The organism is Epibacterium sp. ABZ3_068 (assembly GCF_056159265.1).
Genome location: NZ_JBSWUV010000001.1, coordinates 3,178,909 through 3,193,377 on the forward strand (window position 1 = coordinate 3,178,909; position 14,469 = coordinate 3,193,377).

Below are 14,469 nucleotides of genomic sequence, written 5' to 3' on the forward strand. Positions count from 1 at the left end.
CTCCGGTTGAATTCAGGTTTGACCCATTGGTATTCCGAAAAATTGGCAAAGAAAAACGAGACATTTGCGCATTTCTATGAGTAAATGTAATACATGGTTGCACCTAGAAGATATTTCCCTTCCATTTCCGCACTCCGCGCCCTTGAAGCTCTGGATCGCCTGGGCAGCGCCTCTGGGGCTGCGGCCGATCTTAACCTGACACAGGGCGCAGTCAGCCGTCAGCTGCAATCCCTGGAGGCGCAGTTGGGTGTTGATTTGGTCGATCGGAGCCATAAGCAACTGACGATGACAGAAAACGCGTCTGAATATGCTGCGGAAATTCGTCAGGCTTTGACTGTGATTGCCCAAGCGAGCCATCGCGTGCAGCAGGTGCCGGTGGCTGGAACCCTGCATCTGGCGATTTTGCCTGCGTTCGGAATGCGTTGGCTGATGCCACGCTTGCCGGATTTTTCGCGCCTGCATCCGGATGTGACGATCAATATGGCCACGCGCCTGCGCCCGTTTGCCTTTGCCAGCGAAAGTTTCGACGCGGCGATCCACTATGGGCATGCGTCAGACTGGCCAGATACAGAGGCATTGCTGTTGCGCCACGAACATCTGCTGCCTGTGTGTTCGCCGGCCTTTCTGGAGACACGCCGGATTGATCAACCGGCGGATCTGCTGTCCTGCCCCCTCCTCCACATTCAAACGCGCCCATCTGCGTGGAACGATTGGTTCAAGACAGTTGATGTTACGGCGGAGGGTCCGTTGGATGGCGCTGTTTTTGATCAATTTGCAACCATCAACCAAGCCGCGCAGCATGGAATGGGCGTGGCCCTGATGCCGGATTATCTGGTGGAGCAAGAACTTGCGACGGGAAAACTGGTGGCGCTTTATGATCGTCCGGTTGAAACCGGCGGGGCCTATTTCCTTGTCTGGGCCAAAAATGGGCGTCGAAATCCCGGGCTTGACAAGTTCCGCACATGGTTGGCGCCACAGGCGCAGGCAGAAGATCCGCTGCCCCGTTAAGGCAGCGGACACTTGTTTTGTTTGAGGCTTAGCCCAGAGCGTATCCGGCACCACGAACGGTGCGAACCGGATCAGCGCCGCCATGTTGGGTCAAAGCCTTGCGCAGACGGCCAATGTGAACATCCACGGTGCGGGTATCCACATAGATGTCACGCCCCCAAACGCGGTCCAGAAGCTGTTCACGGCTCCAGACACGGCCCGGCTTTTCCATAAAGGTCGACAGCAGACGGAACTCGGTTGGGCCGAGTTTCAAAGACTTTTCGCTGCGGCTGACCTTGTGGGTCTCTGAATCGAGGATAATGTCCTCGAACTCCAGGCGCATCCCAACTGTGGCAGGACGGACGCGGCGCAGCTGCGTGCGGACACGTGCCATCAGTTCGATCACCGAATAGGGCTTCACCACATAGTCATCCGCACCGGTTTCCAGGCCGCGAACCTTGTCCACTTCCTCGGAGCGGGCGGACAGCATGATGATCGGGATCGAACGGGTGTCCGGTCGGGTCTTCAGGCGGCGACAGACTTCAATGCCACTGAGATTGGGCATCATCCAGTCCAACACAATAATGTCTGGGGTATCTTCGTCGACGACCAACAGCGCTTCTTCGCCGTTTTCCGCCTTGATCACCCGGAAGCCATCGGCTTCCAGGTTGTATCCAAGGACCTCGCGTTGTGCGAGTTCGTCTTCGACGACCAGAACGGTAGGCTGATCGGCTGACATGACTTATCCCTCCTGAGAGACGGTCGAGGTGGTGTCCCCTTTGGCCCGTTCTTCGGAAGGGGTTTCACCGGCAACGACATAGATCACCTGTTCGGCAATCGCGGTCACATGGTCACCCATGCGCTCGATGTTTTTGGCAATGAAATGCAGATGCATGCAGGGCGTGATATTATGCGCGTTTTCCATCATATATGTCAGGAACTCGCGGAACATCGCGTTGTACATCTGGTCCACATCCAGATCGCGGTTGATCACATCCTGTGCCAGTTCGGCGTCACGCTGAACATGCGCATCCAGCGCATCCTTCAGCATCAGCTCTACTTCGCGGGCCATACGGCGCAGGGCCGGTCCGCTGTCAAGGATATGACCGCTTTGGGCCAAAACACCGGTCCGTTTGGCGATGTTCTTGGCATAATCGCCAATACGTTCCAGATTTGACGCGATCTTCATGACCGAGAGGATCAGTCGCAGGTCCACCGCCGTAGGTGATCGCAGCGCGATCACACGGGCGGCTTCGGAATCGATGATTTCTTCGAGACCATCAATGGCCGCGTCGTTCTCAAGTACCTTTTGGGCCAGTTCTTCGTCGCGGGTTTCCAATGCACCAGCGGCTTCCATGATTGCGGCCTCGACAAGGCCACCCATTTTCATGATCTGGGCCTGCATGGCCTCCAGGTCACGATCAAAGGCTGAAGTGATGTGTTGTTCGTCCATAAACTATCCTAACCTTAACCAATACGGCCGGTAATATAGGCTTCGGTGCGCGGGTCTTCCGGGTTGGTGAAGATCTGGCCGGTATGACCAAATTCAACCAATGTTCCCAAATGGAAGAACGCCGTCTTCTGGCTGACGCGCGCGGCCTGTTGCATGGAGTGCGTGACGATCACCACCGAATACTGCTCGCGAAGCTCGTCGATAAGCTCTTCGACCTGTGCTGTTGCAATCGGGTCAAGCGCCGAGCACGGCTCATCCATCAGCAGGACTTCCGGCTCGGTTGCAACGGCGCGTGCAATACACAGACGCTGCTGCTGACCACCCGAAAGGCCGGTGCCCGGTTTATCCAGACGGTCTTTTACCTCGTCCCAGATCGCACCCCGGCGCAGGGCTCTTTCGACGATCTCATCCAGTTCTGCCTTGTTCTTGGACAGGCCGTGAATGCGCGGGCCATAGGCCACATTGTCATAGATCGACTTGGGGAATGGGTTCGGCTTCTGGAAAACCATACCAACCTTGGCACGCAGCTGAACCGGATCCACACGTTTGTCATAGATGTCTTCGCCATCCAGCAGGATGTTGCCGGAGACTTTGCACACGTCGATGGTATCGTTCATCCGGTTCAGGCACCGCAGGAAAGTCGACTTGCCGCAACCGGACGGGCCGATAAAGGCCGTAACCGTCTTGTCCTCGATCTCTACGTTAACGTCCTTGATGGCGTGGGCCTCACCGTAATGGACGTTGACACCTTGCGCTGCGATCTTGGTTTCTTTTTGTTCCACGGCTCTATCCGTAAATTGCATATCGTTCATAACAGTGTCCTCCAGTTACCAGCGGCGCTCAAAGCGACGACGCAGGATGACGGCGAGAGTGTTCATTGTGACAAGGAACACGAGCAGGATGATAATGCCACCCCAAGCGCGCTCATAAAACGCGGGGTCGGCCCGTTTGGCCCACTCGTAGATTTGTGCGGGCATGGCCGAGTTTGGAGCCAGCAGGCCATCGACCAGTGTTTCCGGCGGGTTCGATGCGATGAAGCCCACCATACCGATCAGCAGAAGCGGTGCAGTTTCCCCCAAAGCCTGTGCCAGACCGATGATTGTACCGGTTAGGATGCCTGGTGCTGCCAGTGGCAGAACGTGGTGGAACACGGCCTGCATTTTTGATGCCCCGACCCCCAGAGCCGCATCGCGGATTGACGGCGGAACCGCCTTGAGCGCGGCACGGGTCGAGATGATGATGGTTGGAAGTGTCATCAGGGTCAGCACCAGACCACCCACCAGCGGGGCTGATGTCGGCAGGTGCAGGTAGTTGATGAAAACCGCAAGGCCAAGGATACCAAAAACGATCGACGGAACCGCCGCGAGGTTTGAGATATTCACCTCGATGATATCTGTCAGGCGGTTCTTGGGAGCGAACTCTTCCAGGTAGATCGAAGCAGCAACACCGATGGGAAGCGCCAGCGCCAGAACCACCAGCATCATGAACAATGAGCCGAGCATGGCAACACCGATACCGGCAGCTTCGGGACGTTGGTCCGAGGCATCTGCACCTACAATGAAGTCAATATTGAAGGTTTTGACAATCACGCCTGCCTCAACCAGTTGATCCACGAGGTCAAGCTGTTCAACCGAGATCGCCTTGTCGTTGCCGATGCTTTCCCGATGGACACGCCCTTTCAGATAACCATCCACACGGCTTTGAGCGAGGAAGCGGAACTCAACCGTTTCACCGATCTTGTCCGGGTTCGCGATCACATATTCGCGCAGCTGACCCACGGACCCTCTGGAAAGGATCCCTTCCAAGTCTTTGCCTTTCATGTCCGTTTCAATGCCAATTTCGGCCAGTTTGGCCTCCATTGCACCGCGGATCAGCGGGTTATAGCCAAAGGTTGTGACCTTCTTGATGTCTTCCAGGTCGCGGTTGCCCTTCTTGTCGAGCTTGCTTTCGAGAAGGTCCACATTCAGGGTGATAAAGGTCTGCTGGAACGCGCCAGTGCCTTTGCCGACGATTGTGGTAACCAGGACAAGCAGCATCATCAGGCCAACGGCGATTGCGGCAATTCCATAGGCGCGGAAGCGCTTTTCGGCTGCGTTGCGCTTTTGGGTGCGCGGCGTCAAAGCCAGCAGCGAGGTTTTGGATGTATCCGACATTATTCGTACTGCTCCCGGTATTTGCGCACGATGTAAAGCGCGAGAACGTTCAGACCCAGTGTCAGAACAAAGAGGGTCAGACCCAATGCAAAGGCAACCAGCGTTTCCGCTGAGGCAAAGTCGGTGTCACCGGTCAGCTGGCTCACAATACGGGTGGTGATTGTGGTCATGCTCTCCAGCGGGTTTGCCGAGAATTTCGCAATGGCACCTGCCCCCATAACCACGATCATGGTTTCACCAATGGCACGCGAGGCGGCGAGAAGAATGGCGCCCACGATACCTGGCAAAGCGGCAGGCAGAACCACCTGACGGATGGTTTCCGACTTCGTCGCGCCAAGACCCAGAGAGCCATCGCGCATTGTCTGAGGAACCGCGTTGATGATGTCATCGGACAGCGAGGACACAAAGGGGATCAACATGATGCCCATCACAACGCCTGCCGTCAGAACTGACGTGGCACCCGCCATCCATTCAACGCCCAACAGGCCACCTTTGCCAAAGGTATTCGCCAAAAGCGGACCAACAGTCAGCAAGGCAAAAAGACCGTAAACAATGGTCGGGATACCCGCAAGGATCTCCAGAAGCGGCTTGGCAAAAGACCGAACGGTCTTATTGGCGTATTCAGACAGGTAAACCGCTGCAAAAAGACCTACGGGAACAGCAACCAACAGCGCGATGACGGAGATATAAAGCGTTCCCCACAGCAAAGGCAGGAACGACAGCTCCGAGTCGCCACGGAAGTTTGGCGCCCAGGTCGTGCCAAAGAAGAAGTCTGTCCAATCATGGAGCTTGAAGAAGTTGATCGTTTCAAAGAACATCGACAAAACGATGCCGATGGTTGTCAAGATCGCAAGCGAGGCCGCGATGATAAGAAGCGCAAGCACGCCCTGTTCCACGACGTTGCGCGCACGATAGTCCTTATGCGTCTGCATGTAGGACCACGCAAAGCCGCCAAGGGCAAGCGCGCCGATCACAAACACCATGATCCGTGAACCCGTCTTGCTCATGACGCGGTAACGTTGCGCCGCTTTGAGAACTTCGGGGCTGACATCAGATCCAAGCGCGACACCCACTTCGCCGAGGCGTCCGCGAACATTTGTCAATTCTGACCGCAAGGATCCGGCCTCATCCGCCGTCAGGGCCCCTTCGGCCACTGCGACGTCCAGACCTTCGGCGACGCGGCGCACATCGCTCATGACCAGACCAATCGTGGACTTGTCTGAGGCCAGGTGCTCGGGGATCATCTTCGAGATGCGGGATTCAATAAACAGCGGCTGGACCAGCAGCCAGATCGCAAGAGCTCCCAATGCCGGAAGCAGAGTGGTGAAAGCGACGTTATGCCCATAGTACGAGGGCAACGAGTGAAGTTCTTTTGCGTCTCCTCCTGCCGTAGACAGCGCACGCTGGCGTCCGACGACAAAACCGGCAGCGGCCAGAGCGAGAAGAGAAGCAACGAGCCAAAGAGTGGGCATTTAAAGCTCCGTTCGGAAACCGACAGAAAGGATCTGTTGCTGGGAAATAAAGTAGGCCGGGGCAGGTTCCCCTACCCCGGCCACTATCGTTAGCTGCGCGGGGCGATTAGGAGTTGCCGCCCATTACTGCTTCTGCTGCAACTGCTTCCTGAGTTTTGGCCAGCTCGGGGTCTGCAACCAGGCCGTACTCGGACAGAGGACCTTCAGAACCTGCAACTTCGTCAGATACGAAGAACTCAGCGTATTCTTTCAGGCCAGGGATCACGCCGATGTGTGCTTTCTTCACATAGAAGTAAAGCGGGCGGGACACAGGGTATTCACCGGTCGCGATGGACTCGGTCGAGGGAACGATACCGGACATGGTTGCAACTTGCAGTTTGTCGGTGTTGTTCTCGTAGAATGCCAGACCGAAGACGCCGATGCCGTCTTTGTTGGATTCGATACGTGCCAGGGTCTCGGTGTAGTCGCCGTCGATGTCAACGGAAACGCCATCGGTACGCAGAGCGATACAGGCTTTCTCGGCAGCTTTCTTGTCGTCGCCATTTGCGTGCAGGAGCGCTTCGAAGGCGCCAGTTTCTTCACAGCCAGCCAGGATCACTTTTTCTTCGAACACTTCACGGGTGCCGTGTTTGGTGCCCGGGATGAAGGCTTGGATGTCCTGTGCCGGGAACGCTGCGTTTACGTCGGCCCAAGTTTTGTTCGGGTTGTCAACCAGCTTGCCGTCAACCAGAACCTTGTCGGACAGAGCCAGGAACCAGTCGGTCGGGGTGTAAGCGAATTCGTTACCCTTGATGTCGGATGCAAAAACGATGCCATCATAGCCGATGCGAACTTCGATGATGTCGGTTACACCAGCTTCGGCACAGGCTTTGATTTCTTTTTCTTTGATTTTGCGCGATGCGTTTGCAACGTCGATGGTGTTTTCGCCAACACCTTCGCAGAAGCGCTTCAAGCCAGCGGAAGAACCACCAGATTCAACAACCGGTGTCGGGAAGTCGAAGTTTTCGCCAAACGCTTCAGCAACGATGGAAGCATAAGGCAGAACGGTGGACGAACCAGCAACCTGCACTTGGTCACGTGCTGAAGCGGCAGTTGCAGAAACGGCGGCAATTGCCAGCGCGGATGCGGTCAGTTTCACAAAGGACATATCTGTCTCCATGAGTAAGAGTTTATTCGATCACCCCCACGATGATCTGAGGCACGTCCTAAGCATGCCTCATGTGTCTTTTGTGACGGCTATGTAACAGATACATGACAATGGTGATCTAGGTTACAAAAAAACACCGTAAAAGCCGGGCGCCGACCCTGCTTTGCAAATTTCCGACGTTTTTTCCGCAAATAAATAAGTCGTTTAGCCTAAAGGCAAAATCACGGTGAAAACGGATCCTTTGCCGAGGTGGCTTTCGACCCGCATGCGGCCTCTATGACGGTTAACGATATGTTTCACAATCGCCAGACCAAGGCCTGTGCCCCCCATTTCCCGAGATCTGTGACTGTCTGCCCGATAAAATCGCTCTGTCAGGCGCGGCAGGTGGACGGCGTCTATTCCTGGTCCGTTATCAATGACTTGGATGCGGGCTGCCGCGGCGCGTATCGCAGGATCCCGTTCAGAAGAGTGCAGCCGCACTTCCACCCGGTCGCCGCCATATTTTATGGCGTTCTCTACCAAGTTGGTGAAGACCTGCTGCAGCTGATCGGGATCGCCTTTCACAAATATGTTTTCTTGGGGCACATACAGGTCAAGCTGCGCCGCTTGTGCTTTTGCAAGCGGGTCAAGCGTCTTGATCGTCGATGCGAGACGCCCGTTGAGATCCACGTCTTCTTTGGGTCTGACCCTTTCTTCTGTTTCAACACGGTTCAGGGACAGAAGATCTCCGACCAGCCGGTTCATCCGGTTTGCTTCGCCTTCCATGATGTCCAGGAAACGGTCGCGGGCAACGGCGTCGTCCCGTGCAGGGCCACGCAGGGTTTCGATAAACCCCATCAACGCCGTCAACGGCGTGCGCAGCTCATGGCTGACATTGGCGACAAAATCCCGGCGCATCTGGCTGGCTTGCTCTCGGTCTGTCACATCCATGAAGGTCAGAAGTGCAGCGCCGCCGTTGACGGCACCGATCCCCGGAACATAACGCAATGTCACGTCAAAGCTGGTATCCTGCGCCCCATCGTTGGACAAATGGCGCGCGGCCTTTGGCGCGCGGTCGTGCAGACAGGCTTCGATTGCGGCAATCACCTGAGGCTGGCGCAAGATCGTCGCAAAGTGGCGTCCAACTATGGAATTCCCCAAAAGCGCCACAGCCGCGGAATTGGCACCAATCATACGCTCGCTTTGGTCTATCAGCAGAGCAGGTTGAGGGATCGCGTCCAAAAAACCGCGAATAAGATCGTCAGACATGTCTTCTATCCTGAATTGGGTGCGGCTCCCTACCCCGGTATTGTAAAGGTCACATGGCAACCCTTTCAAACTACCGCAAATCCGTCACTCAAACCGTGGCGGATGTGCCTACAGCGGGCGCAATGTGTCCCGGAATTTGCGCATATTCTCCTGATACCCCAAAGCGCTCTGGGTGAGTTTGGCTGCCAGTGTGGCGTCGACTGTGCGCACCACTTTACCCGGAGCCCCCATGACCAGGGAATTGTCAGGGATCTCTTTGCCCTCGGTGATCAAGGCCCCGGCCCCGATCAGGCAATTCTTACCGATCTTGGCACCGTTCAAAATGGTCGCGCCCATGCCGATCAAAGTGTTTTCGCCAATCACGCAACCATGCAGCATCGCCTTGTGACCGATGGTGCAATTGGCTCCGATTGTCATCGGGTAGCCTTGGTCAATGTGCATCACGACATTTTCCTGCACATTCGTCCCGGCGCAAATTCGGATCACCTCGTGATCCGCGCGAATTGTAGTGCCAAACCAGACCGATGCGCCGCTTTCCAGGATGACCTGACCAATAAGATTGGCATCCGGTGCCACCCAGGTATCTTCGGCAACCTCGGGCTTCAGCTCTCCAAGTGCGTAAAGGGTCATGACATCTCCTCAAACTCGGATTGAAGTGCACGGACCTGATCCACCAGCTGAGGTTGCTGAATGCGGCGCAGGCGGGTGGCCGTGATAATGGTCTTCAGCGCCTCTTCCGTTGCGTCCAGATCATCATTGACGAGCACATGATCATAGGATCCCCAGTGGCTGATTTCATCCCAGCTCTTTTGCATGCGTCGTTCGATTGTTTCCGCATCATCCTGTCCCCGGCTTTCCAGACGGCGCTTCAGTTCATGAATGGATGGCGGCAGAAGAAAGATCGACAGCGTGTGCTGACCCAGATCCGAATTGCGGATCTGCTGTGCGCCCTGCCAGTCGATGTCGAACAACACGTCCTGCCCGGCCTCAATGGCTGCTTTGACCGGCCCTTTGGGGGAACCGTAGAAATTGCCAAAGACAAAGGCATGTTCCAGCATTTCACCGTCTGAGACCGCGCTTTTGAAATCCTCGACGGTCGAGAAGTGATAGTCCTTGCCGTCTTCCTCACCAGGGCGCGGGTTTCGAGTGGTTGCCGACACTGAAAAAGAGATCGAAGGATCCCAGGCGCGTAACCGTTTGGCCAATGTGGATTTGCCTGCTCCAGAGGGAGAGCTGAGGATGATCAAAAGGCCGCGGCGGTTGCTCATGTGGGTGTCCCTTTCGTGTCGGTGTTACTCGACGTTCTGAACTTGCTCGCGCATTTGGTCAATGACTGCTTTCATCTCCAGTCCCACAGTGGTGAGCGCGCTGTGCTGCGATTTGGAACACAATGTATTGGCCTCGCGGTTGAACTCTTGCATGAGAAAATCGAACTTGCGCCCGATTGCACCGCCCTTTTCCAGAAGATCCCGCGCGGCGGCGATGTGGGCTTCCAGCCGATCCAGCTCTTCGGTCACATCCGATTTGACCGACAGCAGCGCCAGTTCCTGGGCAACGCGGTCCGGGTCCAGGCCATCTATGTTATCCACGACACGCGCCAATGCGGCTTTGAAGGCCTGGGCGGTGTCCTCCTTGCGGGCAGCAACACAGTCCAGGGCCTGGCGGCGCAGCTCCTCCATCTGGGCGAGCTGAGAGGTTAATACTTTCTCCAGCGCGCGACCTTCGCTGTCACGCATTTGAACGAATTCCGACAAAAGGGTTTCGAAATCCTTTTTGAGAGCTTCCACCAATGGCGCGGGGTCTGTTGCAGTTTGTTCCTGTTCCAACACGCCGCGGATCGCCAGAATGTCGGCGATATTGGGTTGACCCAGTACAACTCCGGCGGATTCGGCCGCCTTTTCCGCTATGCCCACCGCCTTGAGAACCGAGCTGAGCGCGGCTTCGTTTAGAGAAAATGTTTGGCCATCAGCGGCTTCATTGGAAATGCGCAACGCGAGCGAAACATTCCCACGTGAAAGCGCATTGCTCAGCTGGCTGCGCAGGTGCTGTTCCAAACCTTCCAACCAATCAGGTACCCGAAGGCGCAAATCCAATCCTTTTGCGTTAACTGAGCGGATTTCCCAGCTCCAGGCATGCAGGTCCAAAGTGCCCTGGGAAGAGGCAAAACCGGTCATGGAGCGAATGGGCATGGATGTTCTCCGTATAAAATCAAGGACGTAGGCAATACCTATCCCTTTGGATATGTAATGTACAAGTCGGTTAGGCTAGCCCACTATACGAATGCGTTAACCATTGCTTAAAGAAGTCGTCCAAAATTGATTCATATTATGGCATGTTAACTCATGGGTAACCAAAATAGAGCTAAGCCTTAACATGCGATCATGCATTGGCGAGGACCGGGTTCTGAACGGATGCAATGAGGATGACAGATATGTTTTTCGGCGGTCGCAAAGGGTCCAAACAGGGGTCGGAGCAGGACAAGGTGGTTTCTATGGGTCGCTTCCGTAACAAAGTGTCGATGACACCAATGCGTCAGGCCGAGGCCTATTGGACGGCTCTGCGTCGTGGAGACGACGTTCCGAACCGTTCGCAAGTGGATCCGCGTGGCCTGGAAAACATTCTGAGCCAGACTTTCATTATTGAACGTATCGCGCCTGGGATTGCCCGTTTCCGTCTGGCCGGTCAGCAGGTAAACGAAATGGCCGGTATGGAAGTACGTGGCATGCCGCTTAGCGCGTTTTTCACGCCGGATGCGCGCAAACAGCTGAGCGCGGCGATGGAGCATATGTTCGAAACACCCGCGATCATCGAATTGAGCCTGCACACCGAGACCACCCGTATGCGCGGTGCCCGTGAAGCCCATATCCTGCTGCTACCGCTGCGCAGCGACCTTGGTGACATCAGCCGGGCCTTGGGTGTGTTTGTATCCGAGGGGAACCCGACAGGTTCTTCACAGCGTTTCTCGATCACCAATATAGAAATGCGTTCCGTTGCAGCCGATCCGATCCAGGATATGGAGTTCAAGGCCAAAGACCGTGACCCGGCCTATGCCAAGAAAGAGACCAATGTGGTCAATCCGGGCTTTGCTGAAACGCAGTCGCGTTTCAAGGCAGAACCCAGCATCATGGAAGAAGCGCGCAAGCTGTTGAAGCGGCGTCACGAAGAGGCAGACAAAGCCTCTCAGCAAAGTGAAGCCAGTGCCAAGGATGAGCCGGAGCAGCCCAAGTCAGCCCGTGGCACCCATCTGCGTCTTGTGGTCAGCAAGGATTGACCCCTGCCCGATAGTGAAAATTTATCCCGCTTTTAGAACGAATTGGTCATCGTTTTTTAAGCTCAAACGCCTCGCAGCAGAACGCTCGGGGCGTTTCTCTTTGTTAGGCGTGCATGTGATATGCGGTGCACATGAAAAAGGCCCACCGCAAGGGTGAGCCTTTTGAGATGTCTTTTCCAGAAAAGATTAGCCTGCGGCGCGCGCCGGAGTTGTTCCGCGCTGTTTGGTGATCTCTTCCGCAACCAGGAACGCCAGCTCCAGTGACTGGCTTGCATTCAAGCGCGGGTCGCAAGCGGTGTGATAGCGTGCCGACAGATCTTCTTCGGTAACTGCGTGAACACCACCGGTGCATTCGGTCACGTCCTGGCCGGTCATTTCGAAATGAACGCCCCCCGGAACCGTACCTTCGGCGTTGTGTACGTCAAAGAAATCACGAACTTCGCCCAAGACCCGATCAAACGGGCGGGTTTTATACCCTGTGGCGGATTTGATAGTGTTGCCATGCATCGGATCGCAGACCCAGGTCACATTGGCCCCTTCTTCTTTGACGGCTTTGATCAGACGCGGCAGGTGGTCGCCTGCTTTGCCCGCGCCGAAACGCGCGATCAGGGTCAGACGACCCTCTTCGTTGTCGGGGTTCAGCTTGGCCATCAGAATTTTCAGGTCTTCGGCGGTTGTGGTCGGGCCACATTTCAGGCCAATCGGGTTCAGAACGCCGCGGCAGAATTCCACATGAGCCCCATCGGGTTGACGGGTGCGGTCGCCAATCCAGATCATATGGCCGGAGCCTGCCAGCCATTTACCAGAGGTCGAATCCATACGGGTCAGCGCTTCTTCATACTCCAGCAGCAAGCCTTCGTGGCTGGTGTAAAAGTCTACGGACTGGAGCGTATGGGCCACATCCGCGTTTACGCCAGCGGCTTTCATGAAGTCGAGCGCGTCGGTGATCCGGCTTGCCATCTCGCGGTAGGTTTCGGCTTTTTCGGTCTCGGTAAACCCAAGGGTCCAGGCATGCACCTGGTTGAGATCCGCGTAACCACCGGTGGAAAAGGCGCGCAGAAGGTTCAATGTAGCCGAGGCCTGTGTATAGGCTTGCAACATTTTCTGCGGGTTCGGAATGCGGGCCTCTGGTGTGAAGGCAAGATCGTTGATGATGTCGCCCCGATAGCTGGGCAGTTCCAAGCCATCGATCGTCTCAGTCGGCGCAGAACGAGGTTTTGCAAATTGGCCGGCCATCCGGCCTACTTTGACCACCGGCACCTTGGCCGCATAGGTCAGAACCAATGCCATTTGCAGCATGACCTTGAACGTGTCGCGGATTGCGTCAGCGCTGAATTGATCAAAACTCTCAGCACAGTCGCCCCCTTGCAACAAGAAGGCCTCGCCCCGACCGGCCGCGCCCAGCTGCTCTTTCAGGCGACGGGCTTCACCGGCAAAGACCAGCGGCGGGAACTTGGACAGCTGTGCTTCAACTGAGTGCAGCGCCTCTGCATCGGTATAGTCCGGCATTTGAACACGTGGCTTATTGCGCCAGCTCGATTTTTGCCAGTCAGTCATCGCTCATTCTCCGTGATCGCGAATTGGGATCGTTGGAGGCATCCTATACAAAATCGTATCCTATGTGGCCAGTTCAGAATTACCAAGGCTTGACCAAATCCAAATCCTGTGAACAGGGTCGCCGTCAGGATTTGGATGGACAGGCCACAACTTGTCTGATTCAATGATATACTAAAATCGACAGGTGCAGGGCATGACCACTCAGCTTGCGCAAACAAATCCGGTTCAGCGGTTTGTTTTTGTATTGTTGGACAGATTTACATTGCTGCCGTTCGCGTCAGCCATGGATGCGTTGCGTTTGGCCAACAAAATGAGCGGCCGAACGCTATTTGAATGGGTATTGATCGGCGAAGGCGGAGATGAAGCGCAATGTTCTGCTGGCCCGTCCTTCCTGTTGGACGGTGATTTCTGCGAACTTACGCGCGACGATACGGTTTTGATATGCGGTGGCGTCGATGTGCGGGACGCAACCACGCCCAAGCTGATCAGCTGGCTGCGCCGCGAAGCCCGCAAGGGGGCCACAATGGGGGCCTTGTGCACCGGCTCATACGCATTGGCGAAATCCGGGCTATTGGATGGGAAGCGCTCCACCATACATTGGGAAAATATCGACAGTTTTACCGAAGAATTTATGGATGTGGATCTGACCAAATCCGTCTATGTGGTGGATGGCAAGCGCGTGACGGCTGCGGGCGGGACTTCGGCCATTGATCTGATGCTGAAGCTGATTGCGACCCGTGAGGGGGAAGATCTGGCCAATGCGGTGGCGGATCAGATGATCTATTCCAACATTCGCACCGAACAAGACAGTCAGCGACTTTCGGTGCCGACGCGGATTGGAATCCGTCACCCAAAGCTGGCTCAAGTAATCCAGAAAATGGAAACCAATATCGAAGAGCCAATCAGCCCGGCCGTTCTGGCGCAGGAAGTTGGCATGTCAACCCGTCAGCTGGAACGGCTGTTCCGGCGGTATCTGAACCGGTCTCCCAAACGATATTATATGGAACTGCGTTTGCAGAAGGCGCGCAACCTGTTGATGCAGACAGATCTGAGCGTCATCAACGTGGCCTTGGCCTGTGGTTTTGCATCCCCGTCGCATTTCTCCAAATGCTATCGGTCCCATTACGACACGACCCCCTACCGCGAGCGCGGTTCCCGCTCGGGCCCGGTTGAGTAAGCCA

The 14,469-nt window shown here is 55.7% G+C and carries 14 protein-coding genes; 3 read left to right on the plus strand and 11 right to left on the minus strand.

Going from position 1 to position 14,469, the window contains the following annotated elements; genetic code table 11:
• Window positions 1–93: 93 nt before the first annotated feature.
• On the plus strand, window positions 94–1,008 hold the full coding sequence (locus ACXAEW_RS15250) for a LysR family transcriptional regulator (protein WP_474942130.1): 915 nt from the start codon (window positions 94–96) through the stop codon (window positions 1,006–1,008).
• A gap of 28 nt (window positions 1,009–1,036) precedes the next feature.
• On the opposite strand, the gene phoB is transcribed toward ACXAEW_RS15250, so the two are convergent.
• From phoB to ACXAEW_RS15300, 10 genes are all read right to left on the minus strand, one after another.
• Window positions 1,037–1,726, minus strand: a complete 690-nt coding sequence (gene phoB / locus ACXAEW_RS15255; protein WP_474942131.1) for a phosphate regulon transcriptional regulator PhoB — start codon at window positions 1,724–1,726, stop codon at window positions 1,037–1,039.
• A 3-nt stretch (window positions 1,727–1,729) separates the two neighbouring features.
• Entirely contained in the window at window positions 1,730–2,440 is a 711-nt protein-coding gene (phoU, locus tag ACXAEW_RS15260; protein ID WP_474942132.1) for a phosphate signaling complex protein PhoU, read from the minus strand.
• A gap of 14 nt (window positions 2,441–2,454) precedes the next feature.
• Complete coding sequence (pstB, locus tag ACXAEW_RS15265) at window positions 2,455–3,252, minus strand: phosphate ABC transporter ATP-binding protein PstB (RefSeq protein WP_474942133.1); 798 nt, start codon at window positions 3,250–3,252, stop codon at window positions 2,455–2,457.
• Window positions 3,253–3,267: 15 nt separating this feature from the next.
• Window positions 3,268–4,593 carry a phosphate ABC transporter permease PstA gene (pstA, locus tag ACXAEW_RS15270; RefSeq protein WP_474942134.1) on the minus strand — a complete coding sequence of 442 codons (1,326 nt, stop codon included), beginning with the start codon at window positions 4,591–4,593 and terminating at the stop codon, window positions 3,268–3,270.
• Window positions 4,593–6,065, minus strand: a complete 1,473-nt coding sequence (gene pstC / locus ACXAEW_RS15275; protein ID WP_474942135.1) for a phosphate ABC transporter permease subunit PstC — start codon at window positions 6,063–6,065, stop codon at window positions 4,593–4,595. The genes pstA and pstC overlap by 1 nt, the downstream gene beginning before the upstream one ends.
• A gap of 106 nt (window positions 6,066–6,171) precedes the next feature.
• On the minus strand, window positions 6,172–7,212 hold the full coding sequence (locus ACXAEW_RS15280) for a substrate-binding domain-containing protein (RefSeq protein ID WP_474942136.1): 1,041 nt from the start codon (window positions 7,210–7,212) through the stop codon (window positions 6,172–6,174).
• A 204-nt stretch (window positions 7,213–7,416) separates the two neighbouring features.
• Window positions 7,417–8,460 carry a sensor histidine kinase gene (locus tag ACXAEW_RS15285; RefSeq protein WP_474942137.1) on the minus strand — a complete coding sequence of 348 codons (1,044 nt, stop codon included), beginning with the start codon at window positions 8,458–8,460 and terminating at the stop codon, window positions 7,417–7,419.
• 108 nt (window positions 8,461–8,568) lie between these two features.
• Window positions 8,569–9,090, minus strand: coding sequence for a gamma carbonic anhydrase family protein (locus tag ACXAEW_RS15290; protein ID WP_474942138.1), 522 nt, complete (start codon window positions 9,088–9,090; stop codon window positions 8,569–8,571).
• Window positions 9,087–9,728 carry a guanylate kinase gene (gene gmk / locus ACXAEW_RS15295; protein ID WP_474942139.1) on the minus strand — a complete coding sequence of 214 codons (642 nt, stop codon included), beginning with the start codon at window positions 9,726–9,728 and terminating at the stop codon, window positions 9,087–9,089. Before gmk ends, ACXAEW_RS15290 begins: the two co-directional genes overlap by 4 nt.
• Before the next feature lie 24 nt (window positions 9,729–9,752).
• Complete coding sequence (locus ACXAEW_RS15300; protein WP_474942140.1) at window positions 9,753–10,649, minus strand: YicC/YloC family endoribonuclease; 897 nt, start codon at window positions 10,647–10,649, stop codon at window positions 9,753–9,755.
• Window positions 10,650–10,891: 242 nt separating this feature from the next.
• On the opposite strand from ACXAEW_RS15300, the gene ACXAEW_RS15305 reads away from it, so the two are divergent.
• The gene (locus ACXAEW_RS15305) at window positions 10,892–11,731 is read left to right on the plus strand and encodes a PAS domain-containing protein (RefSeq protein WP_474943047.1); all 840 of its coding nucleotides are present in this window, start codon (window positions 10,892–10,894) and stop codon (window positions 11,729–11,731) included.
• Window positions 11,732–11,917: 186 nt separating this feature from the next.
• Here the strand turns inward: ACXAEW_RS15305 and ACXAEW_RS15310 are convergent, their stop codons facing one another.
• Entirely contained in the window at window positions 11,918–13,288 is a 1,371-nt protein-coding gene (locus ACXAEW_RS15310; RefSeq protein WP_474942141.1) for a class II 3-deoxy-7-phosphoheptulonate synthase, read from the minus strand.
• Between the two features lie 193 nt (window positions 13,289–13,481).
• On the opposite strand from ACXAEW_RS15310, the gene ACXAEW_RS15315 reads away from it, so the two are divergent.
• Window positions 13,482–14,465 (plus strand): GlxA family transcriptional regulator, encoded by a 984-nt coding sequence (locus ACXAEW_RS15315; protein WP_474942142.1) that lies wholly within the window; start codon window positions 13,482–13,484, stop codon window positions 14,463–14,465.
• Window positions 14,466–14,469 lie beyond the last annotated feature (4 nt).

What these genes read in the sequence shown, in the direction of transcription:
- ACXAEW_RS15290 (WP_474942138.1), bottom strand. Translation starts at nt 9,090, where the DNA reads ATGACCCTTTACGCACTTGGAGAGCTGAAGCCCGAGGTTGCCGAAGAT.
- phoU (WP_474942132.1), bottom strand. Translation starts at nt 2,440, where the DNA reads ATGGACGAACAACACATCACTTCAGCCTTTGATCGTGACCTGGAGGCC.
- ACXAEW_RS15315 (WP_474942142.1), top strand. Translation starts at nt 13,482, where the DNA reads ATGACCACTCAGCTTGCGCAAACAAATCCGGTTCAGCGGTTTGTTTTT.
- ACXAEW_RS15305 (WP_474943047.1), top strand. Translation starts at nt 10,892, where the DNA reads ATGTTTTTCGGCGGTCGCAAAGGGTCCAAACAGGGGTCGGAGCAGGAC.
- ACXAEW_RS15250 (WP_474942130.1), top strand. Translation starts at nt 94, where the DNA reads ATGGTTGCACCTAGAAGATATTTCCCTTCCATTTCCGCACTCCGCGCC.
- ACXAEW_RS15280 (WP_474942136.1), bottom strand. Translation starts at nt 7,212, where the DNA reads ATGTCCTTTGTGAAACTGACCGCATCCGCGCTGGCAATTGCCGCCGTT.
- phoB (WP_474942131.1), bottom strand. Translation starts at nt 1,726, where the DNA reads ATGTCAGCCGATCAGCCTACCGTTCTGGTCGTCGAAGACGAACTCGCA.
- pstA (WP_474942134.1), bottom strand. Translation starts at nt 4,593, where the DNA reads ATGTCGGATACATCCAAAACCTCGCTGCTGGCTTTGACGCCGCGCACC.
- pstC (WP_474942135.1), bottom strand. Translation starts at nt 6,065, where the DNA reads ATGCCCACTCTTTGGCTCGTTGCTTCTCTTCTCGCTCTGGCCGCTGCC.
- ACXAEW_RS15285 (WP_474942137.1), bottom strand. Translation starts at nt 8,460, where the DNA reads ATGTCTGACGATCTTATTCGCGGTTTTTTGGACGCGATCCCTCAACCT.
- ACXAEW_RS15310 (WP_474942141.1), bottom strand. Translation starts at nt 13,288, where the DNA reads ATGACTGACTGGCAAAAATCGAGCTGGCGCAATAAGCCACGTGTTCAA.
- gmk (WP_474942139.1), bottom strand. Translation starts at nt 9,728, where the DNA reads ATGAGCAACCGCCGCGGCCTTTTGATCATCCTCAGCTCTCCCTCTGGA.
- pstB (WP_474942133.1), bottom strand. Translation starts at nt 3,252, where the DNA reads ATGAACGATATGCAATTTACGGATAGAGCCGTGGAACAAAAAGAAACC.
- ACXAEW_RS15300 (WP_474942140.1), bottom strand. Translation starts at nt 10,649, where the DNA reads ATGCCCATTCGCTCCATGACCGGTTTTGCCTCTTCCCAGGGCACTTTG.